Raw genomic sequence first — 20779 nt, 5'->3', positions numbered from 1 at the left:
GTCGCTTAACCCCCAATGCGTGCCGCATTCAGACGACCGGCATAGGCGGCATTGAGGTTCTCTTCCGTCAGCACCTCGGCGGTCGGGCCCTCGGCTACTTTCTGACAGTTGATCAGCAGGATACGGTCGAAATAGTCCCGGAGGGTCGAGAGATCGTGATGCACCGCGAGGATGGTCTTGCCCTCGGCCTTCAGCCCGCGCAGAACCTCGATAATCGCACTCTCTGTCGCGGCATCGACCCCGGCAAACGGCTCGTCAAGGATCAGCAAATCTGCCTGCTGTGCCAGGGCACGGGCCAGAAACACCCGTTGCTGCTGGCCGCCGGACAGCGCCCCGATCTGACGGTCGGCAAAGGCGCTCATCCCCACCCTGTCGAGGCATTCACGGGCAATGTCGCGCTCGCGCTTTGTGGTCAGCCCGAGCCAGCCGAGGCGGCGATAACCGCCCATCAGCACCACATCAATGACTCTCGTGGGGAAATCCCAGTCAACACTGGCGCGCTGGGGGACATAGGCAAAACGGTCCCGCGCCCGGCCAATGGGCTGGCCAAAGATAGCCGCCGATCCTGCCAGCAGCGGCACGATACCGAGCGCCCCTTTGAGCAAGGTGGATTTACCGGCACCGTTGGGGCCGACAATCGCCATCATGCTGCCACGGGGCACGGTCATGTCGACGGCAAACACCGCCGGTTTCGCGCCATAGCTGATGGTAACACCGCGCAAGTTCAGGGCATCATGCCCTTCGTCGGCAAGCGGCAAGGCACTATCAGGGATCAGGGCTGGTGACGGGCTGGCAGTCATGTGAGATCAGGCTCCACCGCCGAGGCGACCGAGACGACCATCCGTCGGTGCCTTGCCACCGAGGGCACGAGTAATCAGCGTCACATTATGATCGATCATGCCGAGATAGGTGCCCTCATAGGTACCGTCCCGCCCCATGGCATCGGAGAACAGCTCACCACCAACCGAGACCTTGTGACCACGGGCCGCCGCACCCTCGATCAGGGCGCGTATGTTGCGCTCGGAAACCGAGCTTTCGACAAAGACGGCCTGAACATTATCGCTGACCAGCCGGTCAACCAGCGTCTCGATCCGCCGCAACCCGGCCTCGCTCTCGGTCGAAATGCCCTGAATACCGACCACATCGAAACCATAGGCCGCACCGAAATAGTTGAAGGCATCATGGGCAGTGATCAGCACCCGCGACGTCTCCGGCACCGTGGCCAGTCGCTCTCCGGCATAGGCGGTCAGCCGGTCCAGTTCCTGTTTGTAGGCATCGGCATTGGCATGGAACTGCTCCGCCGCTTCCGGGAATTGCGCGCTCAGGGTTTCAGCCGCCGCATCGACCACATAGCGCCACAGGACCGGGTTCATCCAGATATGGGGATCATAGCGCCCCTTGTATTCATCATGGGCCCGGAGCAAGTCCTTCGGCACCGCCTCGCCGAGCGCCACAACCGACTGGCTTTTCGCCAGTCGTTCCATGAACTCTTCCAGTTGCGCCTCAAGATAGAGGCCGTGCCAGATCACCAGCTCCGCCTTGGTCATGGCAACAATGTCCGAGCGGGTCTGACGATAGGCATGGGGATCAACGCCGGGGCCCATCAGGGCCGTCACCTCGACCGCATCACCACCAACAACCCGCACAGCATCGGCGAGCATACTGGTGGTGGCAACCACGCGATGCGGTTCTGCGGCACCCGCCTCATGGGCAGGTGCGAACAGGAACACCGAAACAAGGAATGCCGTCAGGGCACGGATCAACATAGGCAACGCGTAATCTCTCGCAGTGGCAGTAGCAGCGGCTGAGGTTATGTTTTTGGAATAATTCCAATTCACGTTTTCAGAGTTACAGCGATCATATATTGCGTCAATGGACAAAATTTTTTAGACTTGTCTAAACTTTTACACCCAAACACAAAACCGGCTGAAATCATGGCCTCACCGAAGAAAACGCCCTCCCCCCTGCAGGAAGCAAAAAATCAGGCACGCAGCTTCGAGGCGCTGCGGGAAGCGCATCAGCGTGAAATGTTCGAGGATTATGTCGAGCTGATTGCTGACCTGATCGACAATAACGGCGAGGCACGGGTTACCGATCTCGCCGAACGTCTGGCCGTTACCCCGGCGACCGTGAACAGCGCCCTGCAACGGCTGGTGCGTGAGGGGCTGGTGCGCAAGCTGCCCTATCGTTCGATCTTTCTGACCGATGAGGGGCGCAAACTGGCGGTGAATTCAAAAATCCGGCACCAGCTCGTGGTCTCGTTCCTCACCGCCATCGGGGTCAGTCAGGACGTGGCCGAAATCGATGCCGAGGGTATCGAGCACCATATCAGCACCGAAACCATGGCCGCATTCCAGCGCATTATTGACGAGCGGGCCTGAGCATCAGTGATGGCGGCCAAGGCGCTGATCAAGGCGATGGTCATCGATGCCCGCCGGTTCCTGATGGATAATGATCTCGGCATTCGGAAAGGCCGTCATCAGATCGGCTTCCAGCGCATCGGTAACCTTATGCGCCGCTGATACGGTCATGTCGCCGTCCAGTTCCAGATGAAACTCGATAAACAGGGTCGTGCCATCGGTACGGGTTCTGAGGTCGTGCAGGTCATCGGCTTCGGCATGAGCCGTTACGATTTCCGCAATCTGCTGCCGCACATCCTTCGGCAATTCATGATCGAGCAAGAGATGAAATGCGCGATAGCCGATCTTGCCAGCAGTCCAGAGCCAGAAGCAGACCGCAACCATGGCGAGACCGGTATCGAAAAACACCTGCCCGCTGCGCTCGGTCATGAACAACGCTCCGATAACCGCCAGCGTCATGATGATATCGCCGGAGTAATGCGCCTGATCGGATTCAATCGCGACAGACTGGGTTTTCCGCGCTACCCAGCCCTGAAACAGTACCAATACGATTGTCAGGACCAGTGAGAACACCAGTATCGAAATGGCCGGTGCCGCAGGTCCAACCGGCTGTGGATCCCATAGACGGTTGAGTGTTTCGATCGAGATCGCAATCGCCGACCCGGCGATAAAACCGGACTGCACGAGTGCCGCCAGCGGTTCGGCCTTACCATGGCCGAAGCGGTGCGAGCGATCCGCCGGGCGCTGGGCATACATGACACTGATCAGGATAACCGCCGAGGCCAGAAGGTCGAGCACGCTGTCGAGCAGGGAGACCAGCACACCGATACTGTTGGATGACAGATAGGCATAGGCCTTGACCCCGATCAGGGTCATGGCAACCCCGACGCTGGCATAGGTCGCCAGCCGCCGCAGCAGATTGTTCCGATTCATCTCGGCTGCCTGTTCCATAGTATTCATGGGAGAATTCCGGTTACGGGTAGAGACGTTCGGTGCGCCAGCCCTTGACCGGTCCCTCGGTCACGGACGGGTCGGCAGTGAAGACCATGCGGTTATGCAGGCGGAACGGCATATCTTCCCAGAACTCGATCCGGCGCGGCACGACCCGGAACCCGGACCAGTGCGGCGGGCGCGGAATGTCATCCTGCGTGCCATATTGCTGTTCCAGTTCGGCCACCCGCTGTTTCAGAGTCTCGCGACTGTCGAGCGGCTGGGATTGCAGCGAGGCCCAGGCACCGATGCGGCTGCCGCGCGCACGGCTGGCGAAATAGGCATCGGCATCGGCGGGATCGACCGGCACCACATCGCCCTCGATCCGCACCTGTCGGCGCAGGCTCTTCCAATGGAACAGCAAGGCCGCCGCCGGGTTGTCATGCAGCGCCTGTCCCTTGCGGGAAGCATAATTGGTGTAGAAGACAAAACCGCGACTGCCGAAATCCTTGAGCAGGACCATACGTGCCGAGGGAGTGCCGTCATCATCGACCGTCGCCAATGTCATGGCATTGGGATCATTCGGCTCCTTCTGCCGGGCCTCACCGAACCAGCTGCCGAACAGGTCATAGGGATCAATCAGCTCAATCGCCGAGACGCCCTCTTTATCGGGGTCAATCATGCCGTCGGCATTCGGGCCGGTGGTGAAAACAGACATCGCGCAAGCATCCTTTTTCAACTCTCTGCCAGTGAGGTACCCGCTCCTGCCCCTGGCTGCAATCCCTATCCATCCGGTTTTCACCCCGATCACGACTGACCGGGCCTCGTGCCCTGATATCCACACTGTTTTGAAAAAAAACACCCGAACCGCATCGGCACTGGCCTGTGCAGGCTTTCACAGGGAAAGTACGGGATATGAGACAGATCGGGATTGGCGGCAGTCACGGTCTGACAGAAAGATCAATATCGCTGTGAGATGGCTGACGCACAATGCGGAAAACGCCCACGGCACCGGGAAGGCAGACGAGAATGAAAAACCGCCCCAGCTTCAGCACCGTAATGGCAGGCGCCCTTCTGGCGCTCGGCATCACCGCCTGTACCCCTGAACATATTCCGGTGTTCTACGACACCTATGACAGCCCGGCGATCCGCGTGACACCGGTGCGTGGCGGCCTGATTTCATCAAGCCTTGGCCCCGGCCACGGTCCGACGGCCCAACCGCAATACGGCACCATCCTTGGCGCGGCCATTCCCGGCCAGCCCGGTCGTCAGCTGTCACGCACCGACATGATTTTTGCCGAGGAAGCAGGCTTCCGCGCCCATGCAGCCGCCCTCGGCCAAACGGTCCAGTGGGCGAATCCGCAATCCGGAAACTCCGGCACCATCACCCCGATCCGTCAGGGCCTTTCCACAATCGGCAGCGTCTGCCGCCAATATCACCAGATTATCAATATCGGTGGTCAGGTCGAGGAAGCTTATGGCACGTCTTGTCGCCAGCCGAACGGCGATTGGGTTGTGGTAAACTGAGTACCCTGCTAACACCTGCGGCATGGGCTTTTTGCGCCTGACCATTCAAGACTGAAAAAACGCGGCAGTTGGTTGCTGCCGCGTGAATAATATTGCCGCTGGGAAAACCTGTTATGACCAATACTTCGCAACTGATGGCCGGCAAGCGCGGCGTTATCATGGGCGTTGCCAATGACCGTTCCATCGCCTGGGGCATCGCCGAGGCACTGCACAACGCCGGTGCGGAACTTGCCCTGACCTATCAGGGCGAAGCCTTTGCCAAGCGTGTCAAGCCGCTGGCCGAGCGCATCAACTGCGATACCCTGATTGATTGCGACGTCACCGATGCCGCCTCCCTTGACAAGGCATTCGAGGAGTTGGGCAAGAAGTGGGGCAAGATCGACTTCCTCGTCCACGCCATCGCCTTTTCCGACAAACGTGAGTTGGATGGCCGCTATCTGGACACCACGCCGGAAAACTTCCGCCTGACCATGGATATCTCCTGCTATTCCTTCACAGCGGTCTGCCAGCGCGCGGCACCGCTGATGAGCGATGGCGGCTCCATCGTTACCCTCACCTATTACGGTGCCGAGAAGGTCATGCCCCATTACAACGTCATGGGCGTTGCCAAGGCGGCACTTGAGGCCTCGGTCAAATATCTCGCCGTTGACCTAGGCAAACAGAATATCCGCGTCAACGCCGTCTCTGCCGGTCCGATCAAGACCCTGGCGGCAAGCGGTATCGGCGATTTCCGCTATATCTTGCGTTGGAACGAATACAACGCACCGATGAAGCGCAATGTCAGTCAGGAAGAGGTGGGCAAATCCACCCTGTATCTGCTGAGCGATCTCGGCTCCGGTGTCACCGGTGAATGCCTGCATGTGGATGCCGGTTATCACGTGGTCGGCATGGCCTCGGTCGATGGCGCACGCGAAAGTGGTGAATTGCTGCAAAGCCTCGGCAGCAGCGAGTAAGGACACGCCGCAACGATGGCCGATAACAGCTTTGGTTCCCTGTTTCGCTTTACCACCTTCGGGGAAAGCCATGGTCCGGCCATCGGCTGTGTTGTGGACGGCTGCCCGCCCGGCCTGACGTTGTCGGAAACAGACCTGCAAGCCGATCTGGATCGTCGCAAGCCCGGCCAGTCACGCTTCACCACCCAGCGGCGTGAAGCCGATGAAGTGCGCATCCTGTCCGGCGTTTTCGAGGGCAGAACCACCGGCACGCCGATCGGGCTGCTGATTGAAAACACCGATCAGCGCTCCAAGGACTACGGCGAGATCGCCAACAGTTTCCGCCCCGGCCATGCCGATTACACCTATTGGGCAAAATACGGCTTCCGCGACTATCGCGGCGGCGGGCGTTCGTCGGCACGGGAAACCGCCATGCGGGTTGCCGCCGGTGGTGTTGCGCGACAGGTGCTGACCCAACACCCGGCCCTGAAAGACCTGCCCCCGATCCGTATCCGCGCTGCCGTTACCCAGATCGGCCCGCACGGCATCAACCGTGAGAACTGGGACTGGGATCAGGTTGACCAGAACCCGTTCTTCGGCCCCGATGCCGAGGCTGCGGCCACATGGGCCGACTACCTCGACGGTATCCGCAAGGATGGTCTATCCGCTGGTGCGATCATCGAATGCGTGGCCGAGAATGTGCCCGCCGGTCTCGGTCAGCCGATCTATGGCAAGCTCGATGCCGAACTGGCCTCGGCCATGATGTCGATCAATGCCGCCAAGGGCGTCGAGATCGGTGCCGGTTTTGCTTCTGCCGCGCTGGATGGCGTGCAGAATGCCGATGAAATCTTCCTTGATGAAAAGGGTCGCCCCGAATTTGCCAGCAACAATGCCGGTGGCATTCTGGGCGGTATCTCCAGCGGTCAGGATGTGGTCGTGCGCGTAGCGATCAAGCCGACCAGCTCAATCCTGACCCCGCGGGCAACCGTCAACCGGTTCGGTGAGAGCACGGACATTGTCACCAAGGGCCGCCACGACCCCTGCGTCGGTATTCGCGGTGTGCCGGTGGCCGAAGCGATGATGGCGATTGTGCTGGCCGACCAGTTGCTGCGCCATCTGGGCCAATGCGGTCCCGATGCCTTCACCCGCCCATGGGATCAGCGCTGACCCGAAAGCGTCGCCGCTTACTGACCCCTAATCATCGCCTTAATCATCATCGTCGGGGATAATCGCCTCGAACTGGATGCGCACATAATCAATGTGCCATTCGCCATTATAGGCCTGCAGCGCCGGTTTCAGCAGGGCCGCGACCTCTTTCACGAATTGCGGGCGCTCATTCACCGGCAGCTTGGCAATGGTCTTGGCGGTCATCAGCTCCAGCCAGGCCTCGATCCCCGCCGGAACATGGGTCAGGCGCGGAAAGATCGCGATTTCCCGCACCATGAACCCGGCATCTTCGAGCATGTCATGATACTGATCACGGGTCGGGAAGAACCAGTTGGGCAGGCAATCCGGCCCCAGCCCCCATTGGATCGCGACAGCCCGGAGAGCGGTACAGACGGCAGCGATATTGCCATGGCCGCCGAACTCACCAACAAAACGACCGCCGGGTTTCAGATGTGCCTTCACCTGACGGATCGCATCATCTGCCTTTGGCACCCAGTGCAGCACGGCATTGGAGAAGACGGCATCCACCATCTCCGGCAGTTCAAAATCGGTGGCATCGCCGAGGCGGGCATCAATGCCACGATCAACGGCGGCATCCACCATGGCCTGATCGGCGTCGATGCCGATCACGGTGGCACCGGCATCGAGTATCTTCTCGGTCAGGGCGCCATCGCCACAGCCGAGATCAATGATCGTCTCACCGGGTTTTACGGCCAGCAGGTCCAGTGCAGCGATCCCCAGATCGGAGACAAATCGTGCATTGCGCGCGTAGGCTGCGGCGTCCCATTTCTGTTCAACCATAGTTAATTACAAGTGTCCGTTTATGCCGAAGGCGGTTACGGTTGGCATACCCATTCCGTCCAGTCGGTGCAGTGCAGCACAGGACAGTATGCATAACAAGAAGAACCGCAAGGAGGAGCCCGGAAGATGCCGCAACCAGACCAGATCATGGCGCTCGATATTATCCCTGATCCGAGCACGCTTGATGATGCCAACCGGAAACTGTTTCAAATCTGCGAGGAAAAGTTCGGCTTTGTTCCCAATGTCCTGCAGGCTTACAGCGCGCGGGAACGGAAGCTGCAGACCTTCTCCCGCCACTATAATGAGCTGATGCTGGGAGAAAGCCGGTTAAGCAAGCTTGAGCGGGAAATGATCGCCGTGGTCGTATCCTCGGCAAATCATTGTTATTACTGCCTTGTTGCCCATGGTGCCGCCGTGCGACAATTATCCGGCGACCCGGAACTAGGTGAAATGCTCGTCATGAACTATCGTACGGCGGAGTTGTCCCCACGCCACCGCGCCATGCTTGATTTCGCCCACCGGCTGACCGTGCAACCGTCACAAATGGGTGAAACCGACCGACAGGCCTTGCGCGATGCCGGATTTGTTGATGAAGAGATCTTTGACATTGCTGACGTCACCGGCTTTTTCAATATGTCGAACCGTGTTGCCAGTGCCGTCGAGATGATGCCAAACCCCGAATATCACACCCTCAACCGTCAGGCCGCCGCGATTTCCGACACCTGATTCTGATTTGATTATCCCCCTCTTACGCGTCCCACCAAGGCCATAGACCATGTCTGATAACAATCCCTTCCGTACGCAGCATCCTGCCACTCCGAGCGATGCCGAGCGTCGCGCCGCCTGGCCGGAGACCCCGGCATCAGCGAAGAAAAGCCGTGCTGCCAGCAGCGGTGGCAATGGTGGGGGCGGCAACCTGCTCTGGCGCGCGGCCAAGGGCTTGCTGACCGTTATCGTCATCATGTTTGCCGGCGTGGGCCTGTTTATCGTTGCCGGCTTGTTCAGCCTGTTCAGCAGCCTGAGCGACATCGAAACCCCTGTCGCGCCGACAATGCCGAATGAAATAACCCTGTCCTATGCGCTTAACAAGTCACCGGCGGAAACCAATGTCGGCGGCGGCTTTGCCAGCCTGCTGACCTCGGACCAGACCGTACCGCAATTTGTCCGGGCGCTCGACGCAGCGGCGAAGGATGACCGGGTAAAGGGCCTGATCTTCCGCATTGAACCCATGCATATGAGCCTCGCCCATGCCCAGGAGATGCGCGATGCGATCATCCGGTTCCGTGAGGCAGGCAAGTTTGCCCATGTGTTCAGCTTCTCCATGGGCGACTTTATCGGCGGTACCGGCCCGTATTACCTTGCCAGCGCCTTTGACGAGATATGGATCCAACCGGCTGGCAGCATTGCCCTGACCGGTATCGGTACCGAACTGCCCTTCGCCGCCGACCTGCTCGCCCGCTTCAACGTCAAGTTCGAGGCGATTACCCGTGAGGAATATAAATCCCTCATGGCGCAATATACCGAGAGCTCAATGCCACCGGCACAGCGCGAGGCAATGGAAGCGCTGATCAACGACATGTATGAGCAACTGGTCGACGACATTGCCGCCGATCGCGGACTGCCTGCCGAAACCGTTATGGGCCTGATCGACCGCGCACCGCTGACAGCACAGGAAGCACTCGAAGCCGGGTTGATCGACCGTATCGGCTATCGTGACGAATTCCTCGACGAGGCACCGGAGAAGATTGTCTCCCTCGCCCGCTATGCCGCCCAGATCGAGCAACCTTCGGTCAAGGAGAACGGCATCGCGCTGGTACAGGCCGCCGGTCCGATCATGCAGGGCGTGGATGGTGAGGCCGCACTGTTCAGCGGCAACATGCGCACCAGCTATATCAATGAGGTGATGGAACAGATCATCGACGATCCGGCGATCAAGGCGGTTGTGTTCCGTCTCGACAGCCCCGGTGGCTCCCCCGCCGCCTCGGAGTTCGTTCGCCGTGCCCTGAAACGGGTGAGCGAGGCTGGCAAGCCGGTGATTGTCTCCATGGCCCGTGTCGCCGCGTCCGGCGGTTACTGGATTGCCAGTGGTGGTGACGCCATCATCGCGCAACCGGGCACCCTTACCGGTTCCATCGGTGTGGTTGCGGGCAAGCCGAACATGCAGGATTTCTGGCAGGAATGGGATGTCAGCTGGGCCCAGATCTATCGCGGCGAAAACGCCGACATGATCTCACCCAACGAGCCGTTCGATGCCGCCGGTCGGGCTGCGATCAACCGCTCCATGGATGCGATCTATCAGGACTTCCTCGCCCGTGTGGCCGAGAGCCGTGGTTTTAGCGTCGAGGAAGCCCGCGAACTGGCCAAGGGCCGGGTCTGGAGCGGTCGTCAGGCCTATCAGGTCGGTCTGGTCGATGAGCTGGGTGGTATCGACAAAGCCTTCGCCCGTGCAGCCTCTGCTGCCGGTATCGATGAGGGCGATGCCACGCTGCTGGTCTATCCGCGTCCGACCAGCCGGTTTGAAACCGTGATTGATCTGGTGAAGAATATCGGCAGCATCTATGAGGGGCTGCAGATCCTGAGCGAGCTTTCGGTGGTGGCTGAGAAAACTGGCATTCGCAATGTTCTGGAACTGGCACGCGATCCGTCCATGAACCAGACACCGGAGATTCTCACCCGCTGATTACGGCACCTTTCGGCCAAGGATCAGAAACTCGCGATTGCCCTCGGGCCCGGTAATCGGGCTCGGGGTCATCCCCTCGACCTGCCAGCCCGGCTGATCGGCGAGCCATGCCGCGATGCGCTCACAGACCTGCTGCTGCTTGTCGGTATCGCGCACCACCCCCTTCTTGCCGAGCTGACCGCGACCGACCTCGAATTGCGGTTTGATCAGCGCCACGAGCAAGGCGTTATCGCCGGTGAGCGCCATGGCCGCCGGCAGCACCAGTTCGAGGCTGATAAAGCTGGCATCGCACACCACCCAATCCACGGGGTCGGGTATCTGTTCACGGGTCAGGTGCCGGGCATTGGTCTGCTCCATCACCACCACCCGCTGATCATCGCGCAGCTTGTCGACCAGTTGGTCCTGTCCCACATCGACGGCATAGACGCGCGCAGCACCGTGATGCAGCAGCACATCGGTAAAGCCACCGGTTGACGCCCCCACATCAATCGCCGTAATGCCCTCAGGATTCAGGTTGAAATGCGTGATGGCGTGGACCAGCTTGAGCCCGCCTCTGGAAACCCATGGGTGGTCCTCACCGCGCAACTCCAGCACGGTATCGGCGGCGATCATCTGTGAGGGTTTGGTGACCGGCTTATCATCGGCGAAGACAATGCCCGCTTTGACCATGGCCTGCGCGCGGGAGCGACTGCGGGCATGGCCGAGATCAACAAGATACTGATCAGCCCGGACCCGCCGCCCCTGCTTAAGCTCGGCTTCAGGCGCGTTTGTGGGCATCTTTGGCAGTGGCATCGGCAATGCCCAGTGCCCGCATGGCAGTCGCAACGATCTGCGGTGCGTTCAGCCCCGCTTCCTCATATTGCAGTTCCGGTTTGTCATGCTCCTGGAAGATGTCTGGCAGGGTCATGGTACGGACAATCATGCCGCCATCGAGAATCCCGTCACCGGCCATGAATTGCAGGGTAAAGGCACCGAAACCACCAATGGAGCCTTCCTCAACGGTAATCAGCACCTCATGCTCCTTGGCCAGACGGCGGATCAGATCGTGATCCAGCGGCTTGGCGAACCGGGCATCGGCAACGGTGGTAGACAACCCACGGGCATCAAGCTCATCCGCCGCCTTGAGGCATTCCTGCAGACGGGCACCATAGGACAGCAGCGCGACCTTGGTACCTTCACGGACAATCCGGCCCTTGCCGATTTCCAGTGCGGTACCAAACTCAGGCATCTCGAGACCAACAGACTCACCGCGCGGATAGCGGAAGGCAGAGGGGCGGTCATCTAGGGCAACCGCCGTGGTCACCATATCCTGCAACTCGACCTCATCAGCTGCCGCCATCAGGACGAAGTTCGGCAGACAGCCGAGATATGAAATATCGAAGGCACCGGCATGGGTCTGACCATCGGCACCGACCAGCCCGGCGCGGTCGATGGCAAAGCGCACGGGCAGATTCTGGATCGCCACGTCATGCACAACCTGATCGTAACCACGCTGCAGGAAGGTGGAATAGATCGCGGCAAACGGCTTGTAACCTTCGGTTGCGAGACCGGCAGCAAAGGTGACGCCATGCTGTTCGGCGATCCCGACATCGAAGGTACGGTTCGGGAATTCCTTGCCGAACAGGTCGAGACCAGTGCCCGATGGCATGGCAGCGGTCACGGTGACGATCTTGTCGTCCTTTTTCGCTTCCTTGATCAGGCTCTGGGCGAAGACCTTGGTATAGGCAGGTGCCGCCGGTTTTGACTTTGCCTGTGCACCGGTCACAACATCGAATTTGGACACGCCGTGCATCTTGTCGGCGGACGCCTCGGCCGGCGCATAGCCCTTGCCCTTCTGGGTCACCACATGGACAAGGATCGGTCCCTCGCCCTGATCGTCGCGGACATTGCGCAGCACCGGCAGCAGGTGTTCCATGTTGTGACCGTCAATCGGCCCGACATAGAAGAACCCCATCTCTTCAAACAGGGTACCGCCGGTGACCAGACCACGGGCATATTCCTCAGCCCGTTTGGTGGCGTTCTTGATTGGACGCGGGAAGCGTGCTGCCAGATCGAGCACGTTCTTGCGCAGATTACGATATGGCTTGGATGAAATCAGGCGCGACAGATAGGCACTCATGGCACCGACCGGCGGCGCGATCGACATATCATTGTCGTTGAGGATGACGATCAGACGGCTGCGCATGGCACCGGCATTGTTCATCGCCTCATAGGCCATACCGGCACTCATCGCGCCATCACCGATCACGCAGATAACATTGTTCTTGCCGCCATCGAGATCGCGGGCCACGGCCATGCCGAGACCGGCAGATATCGAGGTGGAGCTGTGTGCCGCACCGAACGGGTCGTACTCGCTCTCCGACCGTTTGGTGAAACCGCTCAACCCGCCCCCTTGGCGAATGGTGCGGATACGATCACGGCGACCGGTCAGGATCTTGTGCGGATAGCATTGATGGCCGACATCCCAGATCAGGCGATCACGGGGCGTGTCGAACACGGCATGGATGGCGGTGGTCAGTTCGACGACACCCAGCCCGGCCCCCAGATGGCCGCCGGTAGTGGAAACAGCATCAACCATTTCCGTGCGCACTTCTTCTGCCAGCTGGGCCAGCTCGTCATCACTGAATTGCTTGATATCCGCAGGCACGGTGACACGATCAAGCAATGGCGTGACATTGGAAATAGTGCTGGTCATGGCTGGTCCTGATGTTGAATTGGTATGCTGCCTGATCGGACGGTGCTTGCCGTCACTCCGCATCCAGCGGTGAGCTTCCGGCAATCTGGCCGTCGGCGCTGATATTCAGGCGCTCGATCTTGGCCTGGGCCTGCTGCAGCTTCTGTTCACAATGTTTTTTCAAGGCGGCCCCGCGCTCATAGGAGGCAACGGCCTCATCCAGCTTTGCCGAACCGGATTCAAGGCCGCGCACGATGCCTTCGAGTTCCGCCAAAGCGGCCTCAAAGCTCAGTGCTTCAATATTTCCAGCCGTATTTTCAGCCGATTGCTGGGCCATGATCAATAACCTTGTCTGACAACCTGCCTTACACCCCTAAAGAGGCTTGGTATTTCTGTCAATCAGCAGCTTGCCTCGACCACCAAACAACCACGAAAAAGGCGCTTTCCGATCAGAAAGCGCCCTGTTCGATAATCTCTTGTGTGATCCGTCCGGATTACATGCCCTTTGGTGGTGGCAATGCTTTCGGTGGCGCAGGCAGTGCCTTCGGCGGAGCCGGAAGAGCCTTGCGTTCGGCACTTGGCAGGGCCTTTTGTCCTGAGCTGCCGCCATCATCAGGTCCGGTAAGACGTGGCGTATCCGGTCCTTCGATCCGACGTGGGCCTGAATCATGGCCGATGCGTTTGACCTCTTTGCCTTCAATAAAGCCGGCAACCATCGCATCGTGGCGACGACCGTGCATTTTCTCGGCAACACCGGAAACAAAGTCTGCACCGCCACCGGAGTCGTGACCACCGGGCATACCGCCACCGAGGCCGCTGAGACCACCCAGGCCACCGAGGCTTCTGGCATCCACATGAACATGGACATCGCCATGGAAGTGGTTGTGACGATCACCGATATGGTTGTTGTCACCCTTGATGGCATTGGCACCGTCACCGGTTGCCGCAACATTGTTGTTGCCATTGACCGACCGGCCACCGCCATTGAGCAGATCCTTGAGGGCCTTGAGCTGTTCGGTATTCGCCTTGATCGCCTCAACGGCAGGATCGGGGCTTTGTGACATCTTGCCATTCAGGCCAGAAACCCGCTTGTCATCGGGGTCCATCTTGATGTCATCATTGGCTGGCTGTTTTGGATCTTCAAATGCTTGGGCCGGACCATGCTCGGAACCGGCACCGTTTTTCTTCTCTTCGCGCAGCTGCATGCGGGCACGAATGGTGTCCAGAGCGCTCATGTTGCGCACACTGACCTTTGCACCCTGACGCTTTGCTTCCTTGTAAAGCTCCATGGCAAACCGTCGGTCGCCCCTTTGCTTGAACTGGAACGGGCCACCCTGAAGGTCATATGAGTGGATGAAAACTTTCCGTTTATTGCCCTCGCGCATTGATTGATCAACGATCATCCGCGCAGCGCGCTTGCGGTCAGCATCACTGGCAAAACCGGAAGCTTCTTTAATCTTTGGCGAGAGATTGACCTGCAGACCGGTGTTGAATGTGACAGAGGTCGTATTGCCCTTCACATCAACATTTCTGAGCTGCTTCTCATCTTCAGCGCTCAGTTTCATGCCATGAGCACCGTTTTTCGGAATAGTGCCGCGGTATAATTGGGCAGCCAAGGTTTGATCATCCTTGGCAGGTTCCAGACTTGGGCGCCGCTTCCTGGCCGCCTCAACGCCTTCATCTACCTTTTTGGAATATTCTGCACCGGCAGGCTCCTTGCCGTATGTAACGCCTTCAACAGATGAATTCGGACCGTGCTTTATGCCCGCTTCCTGTTGAGCCTCCAAAACCTCACTCAGCTCTTCTTCGGTTTGCTGAACGGCTTTGGCCTCGGCTTCATCGTGCATCCGCTGCGCTTCCGGATCAATACCGGTCGGCGTTGCTGGTGTCCCAGCAGCAGACTCCACTTCAGACGTTTCTGGCTTTGGACTCATAATTTAATCCCCTTATCCCACCTATGCTGCATAGCTTAGCACAGGAAAAGAAAGTTTGTCAGGCCCTGACCCCCCGTCAGGATTGTTAAACTTTTAAGTACATTTTACGTACTCAAGGACGATAGGAAGCAAATGCCCTTTTGAGCAACCCTAAATTGCGTTACCCATGTTCTTAACACTACCAACGGCATAAGAAAGCGGTGCACAAATAAATTTTTCTGGCTGGGCACAAAAACACCAAGCCTTTGAAAAACAACATTGTTTCTAAATAAAAACCTGTCAAATAAGCTCTGAAAGATGCGCCCGCACACCCGATGCCAGTGCATGCAGGTCATAGCCCCCTTCCAGCACCGAGACGAGCCGCCCCTTGGCATGGGCTTCCGCCACCTCACGCAGACGGCGAGTCATCCAGCCGAAATCCTCATCGGTCAGCATGATCCCGGCGAGCGGATCGCGCTCATGGGCATCGAAACCGGCAGAAATGATAAGTAATTCAGGCAGGTACTCCTCAAGTGCCGGGAGCAGGGTCTCATCAAATGCGCGCCGATATTCGGCCCCGGTCGAGCTTTCGCGCATCAGGATATTGAGCACATTGCGGTCCATGCCGGTCTCCTGCGGCAGCCCGGTGCCCGGAAACAGCGGATACTGATGCAGGGAGGCGTAGAAAATATCGGCACGGTTATTGGCAACCGTCTGGGTGCCATTGCCATGGTGTACGTCAAAATCAACGATCGCCACACGAGACAAGCCGTATTCGGCAATGGCATGGGCCGCCGCAATCGCCACATTATTGAACAGACAGAATCCCATCGCCTGCCCCGGCTCGGCATGGTGTCCGGGTGGACGGGTCGCTACAAAGGCACGGCGCGCAGCCTCACCCTCAGGGGCCGTCAGCACATGCTCCACAGCCGCAATCGCGGCACCGGCGGCATAGAGGGCGGCATCACCGGAACCGGGGGAGATAACCGTATCGCCATCAAGACGGCGTAGCCCCTTCTCGGGAATCGAAGCCAGAACACCCTCGACATAGACTGGCTCATGCACCCGTTCGAGCTGTTCCCGAGACGCCTTCGGAACCGGACCGCGGGGACAGGCATTGAACGGTTCTTCCTCGAGTGCCGCCAGAACACTGACCAGACGGTCGATGCGTTCGGGGTGGCCTGGCCCGGTATCGTGGGTCAGCCCGGAATCATGGGTGAAGATGGATAACGACATTGTGAAACTCACCACTGGACAGAAACCAAGCAGGACTTATCCTATGCCTCTAGCTGATGTTGGCCCAAGTTTAAAGCTGATCAGTGTTTCAAACATCGAGAGTGGCACCGCGCCTATGACCCGACCTGTCCGCTTTCCGTCCATCCGGGTGAGTGCAGCCATCATGGCCGCCTTGCTGCTGGCGGCACCCTTGCCGGTACTGGCGCAGGATAATGCGCTACCGGCAGCCACAGTACGGGTAGACCCGGTCATCGAGCAACCCATGGACGCAACGGTTCCCGCTGTTGCCCGGATCGTGACCAGCACCGGCGGGGTGATTGCCGCCCAGATCAACGGCCCGGTGGATGAGGTCAAGGCGCAGGTCGGCGACATCGTTCATAAGGGCGACATACTGGCGACGCTGGATCAGGATCGCCTGCGCTTTACCGTCGAGTTAGCCGAGGCCGAGGTGGCAACAGCCGCTGCCGATCTCGCCACCGCACGGGCGGAGAAGCAACAGGCCGACCTCGCCTTTGCCCGTCTGACCGGCCTCCGCAATTCCGCTGCCTTCTCACAGGCACGGTATGAGGACGCACAGACAGAAGTGCTGCGAACCCAAAGTGAGATTACCGCTGCTGCTGCACGGCTTCAGCGTGCCGAGGCCAATCTGGAACTGGCACGGCTCGATCTGGACCGGTCGAGCGTTCGGGCACCATATGACGGCGTCATCACCCAGCGACAGGCCGAGCCCGGCTCCTATGTCACCTCCGGCATGCCTATTGTCTCCATGCTCAATCTCGACCGGCTCGAACTTGAGGCCGATGTGCCCTATGACCGTCTCGGTGGCCTTAAAACCGGGGCTGAGGTTACCGCACGGTTCGACAATGGCGAGACCGGCACCCTCAGCGTGCGGGCGGTAATCCCACAAGAAAACCCCCTGACCCGAACCCGCGCCGTGAGGTTTGCCATCGTCGCCGGACCACCGGTTGAACAGCTCGCGGTCAATGCCTCTGCTGCCATTGATATTCCGCTGAATGCCGACGGCGTGGCGATCACGGTGCACAAGGACGGCATCATCAAGCAACCCAACGGGGCCACTGCCTTTATCGTCATCCCGACCGATGATGGCGGCTATCAGGCTGCACTCCGCGAAGTTGTGATCGGCGATTCCATCGGCAATCGCTTCGTGGTCCGCAGCGGGCTGGCAGTCGGCGACAGGGTCGTGGTACGCGGCAATGAGCGCCTGCAGCCCGGCCAGCGGCTGAGCCTTCCCGATCAGGGATAAGGAATACCCGGCATGAACCTGATCCGCAGTGCGATTGAACGACCAACGGCAGTACTGGCCGTTGTCGCCATGGTTGTGATGTTCGGTTTCGTGGCGCTGCAGAGCATCCCGATCCAACTCGCCCCTGATGTGAACCGGCCGGTGATCAATATCGAAACCCGCTGGACCGGCGCAGCACCGGTCGAGGTCGAGCGGGAGATACTCAACCGGCAGGAAGAAGAGCTGAAGGGTCTGACCGGCCTCACCAAAATGGACAGCCGGGCCCGCAATGACGAGGGCGAGATCACCCTCGAATTTGCCCCCGGCACCGATATGGACCGGGCGCTGCTGCTGGTTGCCAACCGTCTCGACCGGGTTGACGGCTATCCCGATGAGGCTGATGAGCCGGTGCTCGACACCGCCTCATCCGAGGACAATCCGATCGCGTGGTTCCACCTGCGCACCACACAGGACAACACCCGCGACATCAGCTCCTATCTGGAGTTTGTCGAGGATGTGATTCAGGACCGGCTCGAGCGTGTGCCCGGCGTCTCGCGAGTCAATATCCGCGGCGGAGTGGAGCGCGAATTGCAGGTCCGGGTCAGCCCCGAGGCAATGGCGCAATACGGTATTACCATCACGGACATGGTAACCGCACTGCGATCGGCCAATGCCTCGATCTCGGCCGGCGATATCGATGAGGGCAAGCGGCGCTATGTGGTACGGACCGAGGGCGATCTTGAAAGCCCGGAACAGGTCCGCGCCGTGGTTCTGCGCTCACAGACCGACAGCGTCACCGGACGGGTTGCCCGGGTGACGGTCGGCGACATCGCCAATGTCGAGTTCGGTTACAAGGATTACACCGCCCGGATCAGACAGCTGGGCGAGCCTTCGATTGCCTTCAATGTGGTGCGTGAAACCGGGGCCAATGTCATCAAGACCATGGCCGGTATCGCCGAGGCGATTGATGAGTTGAACGATGGAGCCGTTGCCCGCGAAGGCCTGACCATAACCCAGGTCTATGACGAGACCGTCTATATCAACTCGGCCATCGAACTGGTGCAGCAGAACATCGTCTTCGGCGGCCTGCTGGCTGCGGCCATCCTGTTGCTGTTCCTGCGGTCATGGCGGCCCACTTTGATCGTCAGTATCGCCATTCCGGTATCGGTTGTCGGCTCCTTCGTGGCGATGGCAGCGCTTGGCCGGTCGATCAACGTGATCTCCCTCGCCGGGCTCGCCTTCGCTGTCGGGATGGTGGTCGATGCTGCGATTGTGGTGCTGGAGAATATCTTCCGGCTGCGTCAGAACGGCCAATCGGCCAAGGATGCCGCCTATAATGGTGCATCGCAGGTCTGGGGTGCCGTCCTCGTCTCATCCCTGACCACGGTGATGGTGTTCATCCCGATACTGGTCATGGATCTGGAGATCGGCCAGCTGTTCCGCGACATTGCCGTGGCGATCTCCGTCTCCGTTGTGCTGTCACTGCTGGTTGCTGTCACCGTGATCCCGGCACTGGGTGCAAAACTCCTAACCACTGTTGCCTCAACCGAATCCCATATGCGCCTGCCGGTGATCGATGATTTCGGCAACCGGTTTTCAAGCATGGTGGTCGGTTATGCCAAACGGGTGGTTGCCTCGCCGAAGCTGGGCCTCGGCATTGTCGCGCTGATGACCGTGGTTACAGCTGCCGCAACCTTCCTGTTTTTACCCAAGCTGGAATACCTGCCGGAAGGCAACCGCAACATGATCTTCGGCGTCGCCATGCCACCGCCGGGCTATAACCTCACCACCTCAAACGGTATTGCCGAGCAGGTAGAAGCGGCCACGCGCGGCCTGTGGGCGAAGGAAACCGGTCCGGAATCAGCACCGGGCGAGCCACCGAAGATGGAGCATTTCTTCTTCGTCGCGACCCGGACCCAGCTGTTCTTCGGCAGCTCAGCCGTCGAGCAGGATGCCGGACGTGTCAGGGATCTGATCCCGACCGTCAGCGCCCCGATTTTTGAAGAACCCGGCACTTATGGCTTTATCACCCAGCCCTCGCTGTTCGGGCGCGGCATCGGTGGTGGCCGGTCGATTGATCTGGACATTGCCGGCCCCGATCTCGGCGATATCCTGCGGGTTGCCCAGAATGCCGCCAATGAGGTCACACGCCTGATGCCGCGCGAAGAAGGCAACCAGCTGCGCCCGCGTCCCGGTCTCGAACTGGGTGCACCGGAAGTCCGGTTGATTCCGGACCAGATCAGGCTGGCGGATAATGGCCTGAATACCCGTGATTTCGGCTCCACCATTGATGCCTTCAATGACGGGCTGCGGATTGCCGAGATTACCATCGGCAACAAGCGCCTCGACCTGACGCTCAAGGGTATCAGCGATTATGCGACAGAAACCCAGGGTATCGGCAACATCCCGGTGGTTACCGGTGGCGGCGTGATTGTGCCTGCCGCCAGCCTCGCCGATGTCACAATCACCGCCGGACCGACCGAAATCAGGCACCGGGAGCGCCTGCGTACCGTCACCCTTGAAATCCGTCCGAGCGCGCAACTGCCTCTGGAAGCGGCCATGGACCTGCTGCAGGAAGATGTGATTGACGCCATGACTGCTCAGGGCCTGCCGCCGGGGGTCACCATGCGTCTGTCGGGTACGGCCGATAAGCTCACAGAAACCTGGAACGAGATCGTTCTCGACCTGCTGCTGGCGCTGATCATCGTCTATCTGGTCATGGCCGTGCTGTTCGAGAGTTTCGGCTATCCGCTGGTCATCATGTTCTCGGTTCCGCTGGCAACCGCTGGCGGGGTTGGCGGCCTTGCCGTACTTAACCTGTTTACGCTCCAGCAGCTTGATATGCTGACCATGCTCGGCTTTGTCATTCTGATCGGCATCGTGGTCAACAACTCGATCCTGCTGGTTGACCAGACCATCAGCCATCACCGGGTTGATAACATGCCGATACCCGATGCGATTGTGGAAGCCACCCGCAACCGTATCCGCCCGATCTTCATGTCCTCCCTGACCAGTATCTTTGGCATGCTGCCGCTGGTGGCCTATCCCGGCGCCGGCTCCGAGCTCTATCGCGGTCTCGGCTCGGTGGTTCTCGGCGGCCTGTCCCTGTCAGCGGTATTGACGCTTGCCATTATCCCGCCGCTGCTCGGCGTCTTTGCCCCGATGCTTGAGAAACCGAGGGAAACAGCAACGGAAAGTCAGGTGCTATCGGTCGCGGGTGAATAGCAGCAGCCCACAACCACAGGCTGCATAAAAACTTCACAACACACGCTTGACCACCGGAAAATCGGCCCTAATTCGAGATATATAAGTTCTC

General features: G+C 59.5%; 18 protein-coding genes. 8 read left to right on the top strand and 10 right to left on the bottom strand.

The window, feature by feature from the left end:
• Nucleotides 1-5: 5 nt before the first annotated feature.
• Both CBB62_06140 and CBB62_06135 read right to left on the bottom strand, forming a co-directional pair.
• Nucleotides 6-800: a manganese ABC transporter ATP-binding protein gene (locus tag CBB62_06140; protein OUT41887.1), complete on the bottom strand. Its 795-nt coding sequence runs from the start codon at nt 798-800 to the stop codon at nt 6-8.
• Nucleotides 801-806: 6 nt separating this feature from the next.
• On the bottom strand, nt 807-1766 hold the full coding sequence (locus CBB62_06135; protein OUT41886.1) for a manganese transporter: 960 nt from the start codon (nt 1764-1766) through the stop codon (nt 807-809).
• A 168-nt stretch (nt 1767-1934) separates the two neighbouring features.
• Between CBB62_06135 and CBB62_06130 the strand changes: the two genes are divergently transcribed.
• Nucleotides 1935-2381, top strand: a complete 447-nt coding sequence (locus CBB62_06130; protein ID OUT41885.1) for a transcriptional regulator MntR — start codon at nt 1935-1937, stop codon at nt 2379-2381.
• A gap of 3 nt (nt 2382-2384) precedes the next feature.
• On the opposite strand, the gene CBB62_06125 is transcribed toward CBB62_06130, so the two are convergent.
• Together CBB62_06125 and CBB62_06120 are read right to left on the bottom strand one after the other, a co-directional pair.
• A complete protein-coding gene (locus CBB62_06125; GenBank protein OUT41884.1) occupies nt 2385-3320 on the bottom strand; it encodes a hypothetical protein in 936 nt (311 codons plus the stop codon).
• Nucleotides 3321-3333: 13 nt separating this feature from the next.
• Nucleotides 3334-3972 carry a pyridoxamine 5'-phosphate oxidase gene (locus tag CBB62_06120; GenBank protein OUT42673.1) on the bottom strand — a complete coding sequence of 213 codons (639 nt, stop codon included), beginning with the start codon at nt 3970-3972 and terminating at the stop codon, nt 3334-3336.
• 308 nt (nt 3973-4280) lie between these two features.
• Here CBB62_06120 and CBB62_06115 point away from each other — a divergent pair, with 308 nt between their 5' ends.
• The 3 genes from CBB62_06115 to CBB62_06105 all read left to right on the top strand — a co-directional run bounded on the left by CBB62_06115 (nt 4281) and on the right by CBB62_06105 (nt 6916).
• Nucleotides 4281-4817 (top strand): hypothetical protein, encoded by a 537-nt coding sequence (locus CBB62_06115; protein OUT41883.1) that lies wholly within the window; start codon nt 4281-4283, stop codon nt 4815-4817.
• Between the two features lie 113 nt (nt 4818-4930).
• A complete protein-coding gene (locus CBB62_06110; GenBank protein ID OUT41882.1) occupies nt 4931-5770 on the top strand; it encodes an enoyl-[acyl-carrier-protein] reductase in 840 nt (279 codons plus the stop codon).
• Between the two features lie 15 nt (nt 5771-5785).
• Nucleotides 5786-6916, top strand: coding sequence for a chorismate synthase (locus tag CBB62_06105; GenBank protein OUT41881.1), 1131 nt, complete (start codon nt 5786-5788; stop codon nt 6914-6916).
• A gap of 39 nt (nt 6917-6955) precedes the next feature.
• Here the strand turns inward: CBB62_06105 and CBB62_06100 are convergent, their stop codons facing one another.
• Nucleotides 6956-7717 carry a hypothetical protein gene (locus CBB62_06100; protein ID OUT41880.1) on the bottom strand — a complete coding sequence of 254 codons (762 nt, stop codon included), beginning with the start codon at nt 7715-7717 and terminating at the stop codon, nt 6956-6958.
• A gap of 126 nt (nt 7718-7843) precedes the next feature.
• Here CBB62_06100 and CBB62_06095 point away from each other — a divergent pair, with 126 nt between their 5' ends.
• Both CBB62_06095 and CBB62_06090 read left to right on the top strand, forming a co-directional pair.
• Nucleotides 7844-8443, top strand: a complete 600-nt coding sequence (locus CBB62_06095; protein ID OUT41879.1) for an alkylhydroperoxidase — start codon at nt 7844-7846, stop codon at nt 8441-8443.
• 49 nt (nt 8444-8492) lie between these two features.
• Nucleotides 8493-10397 carry a signal peptide peptidase SppA gene (locus tag CBB62_06090; protein OUT41878.1) on the top strand — a complete coding sequence of 635 codons (1905 nt, stop codon included), beginning with the start codon at nt 8493-8495 and terminating at the stop codon, nt 10395-10397.
• Here CBB62_06090 and CBB62_06085 read toward each other — a convergent pair whose 3' ends face one another.
• The 5 genes from CBB62_06085 to CBB62_06065 all read right to left on the bottom strand — a co-directional run bounded on the left by CBB62_06085 (nt 10398) and on the right by CBB62_06065 (nt 16220).
• The gene (locus CBB62_06085) at nt 10398-11174 is read right to left on the bottom strand and encodes a TlyA family rRNA (cytidine-2'-O)-methyltransferase (GenBank protein OUT41877.1); all 777 of its coding nucleotides are present in this window, start codon (nt 11172-11174) and stop codon (nt 10398-10400) included.
• Nucleotides 11155-13092 carry a 1-deoxy-D-xylulose-5-phosphate synthase gene (locus tag CBB62_06080; protein ID OUT41876.1) on the bottom strand — a complete coding sequence of 646 codons (1938 nt, stop codon included), beginning with the start codon at nt 13090-13092 and terminating at the stop codon, nt 11155-11157. Before CBB62_06080 ends, CBB62_06085 begins: the two co-directional genes overlap by 20 nt.
• Before the next feature lie 52 nt (nt 13093-13144).
• Nucleotides 13145-13408 carry an exodeoxyribonuclease VII small subunit gene (locus tag CBB62_06075; protein OUT41875.1) on the bottom strand — a complete coding sequence of 88 codons (264 nt, stop codon included), beginning with the start codon at nt 13406-13408 and terminating at the stop codon, nt 13145-13147.
• Between the two features lie 157 nt (nt 13409-13565).
• Nucleotides 13566-14918 carry a hypothetical protein gene (locus CBB62_06070; protein OUT41874.1) on the bottom strand — a complete coding sequence of 451 codons (1353 nt, stop codon included), beginning with the start codon at nt 14916-14918 and terminating at the stop codon, nt 13566-13568.
• A 366-nt stretch (nt 14919-15284) separates the two neighbouring features.
• On the bottom strand, nt 15285-16220 hold the full coding sequence (locus CBB62_06065) for an acetoin utilization protein (GenBank protein ID OUT41873.1): 936 nt from the start codon (nt 16218-16220) through the stop codon (nt 15285-15287).
• On the opposite strand from CBB62_06065, the gene CBB62_06060 reads away from it, so the two are divergent.
• Both CBB62_06060 and CBB62_06055 read left to right on the top strand, forming a co-directional pair.
• Nucleotides 16150-17484, top strand: coding sequence for a hypothetical protein (locus CBB62_06060; GenBank protein OUT41872.1), 1335 nt, complete (start codon nt 16150-16152; stop codon nt 17482-17484). The genes CBB62_06065 and CBB62_06060 overlap by 71 nt on opposite strands.
• 12 nt (nt 17485-17496) lie before the next feature.
• The gene (locus tag CBB62_06055) at nt 17497-20688 is read left to right on the top strand and encodes an acriflavin resistance protein (protein OUT41871.1); all 3192 of its coding nucleotides are present in this window, start codon (nt 17497-17499) and stop codon (nt 20686-20688) included.
• The last annotated feature ends 91 nt before the right edge of the window (nt 20689-20779 follow it).

Origin of the sequence: Micavibrio sp. TMED2, assembly GCA_002168225.1 — a bacterium.
Lineage (GTDB): Bacteria > Pseudomonadota > Alphaproteobacteria > TMED2 > TMED2 > TMED2.
The sequence above is the reverse complement of the archived record's forward strand: the minus strand, read 5'-3'. Positions and strand labels throughout refer to the sequence as shown.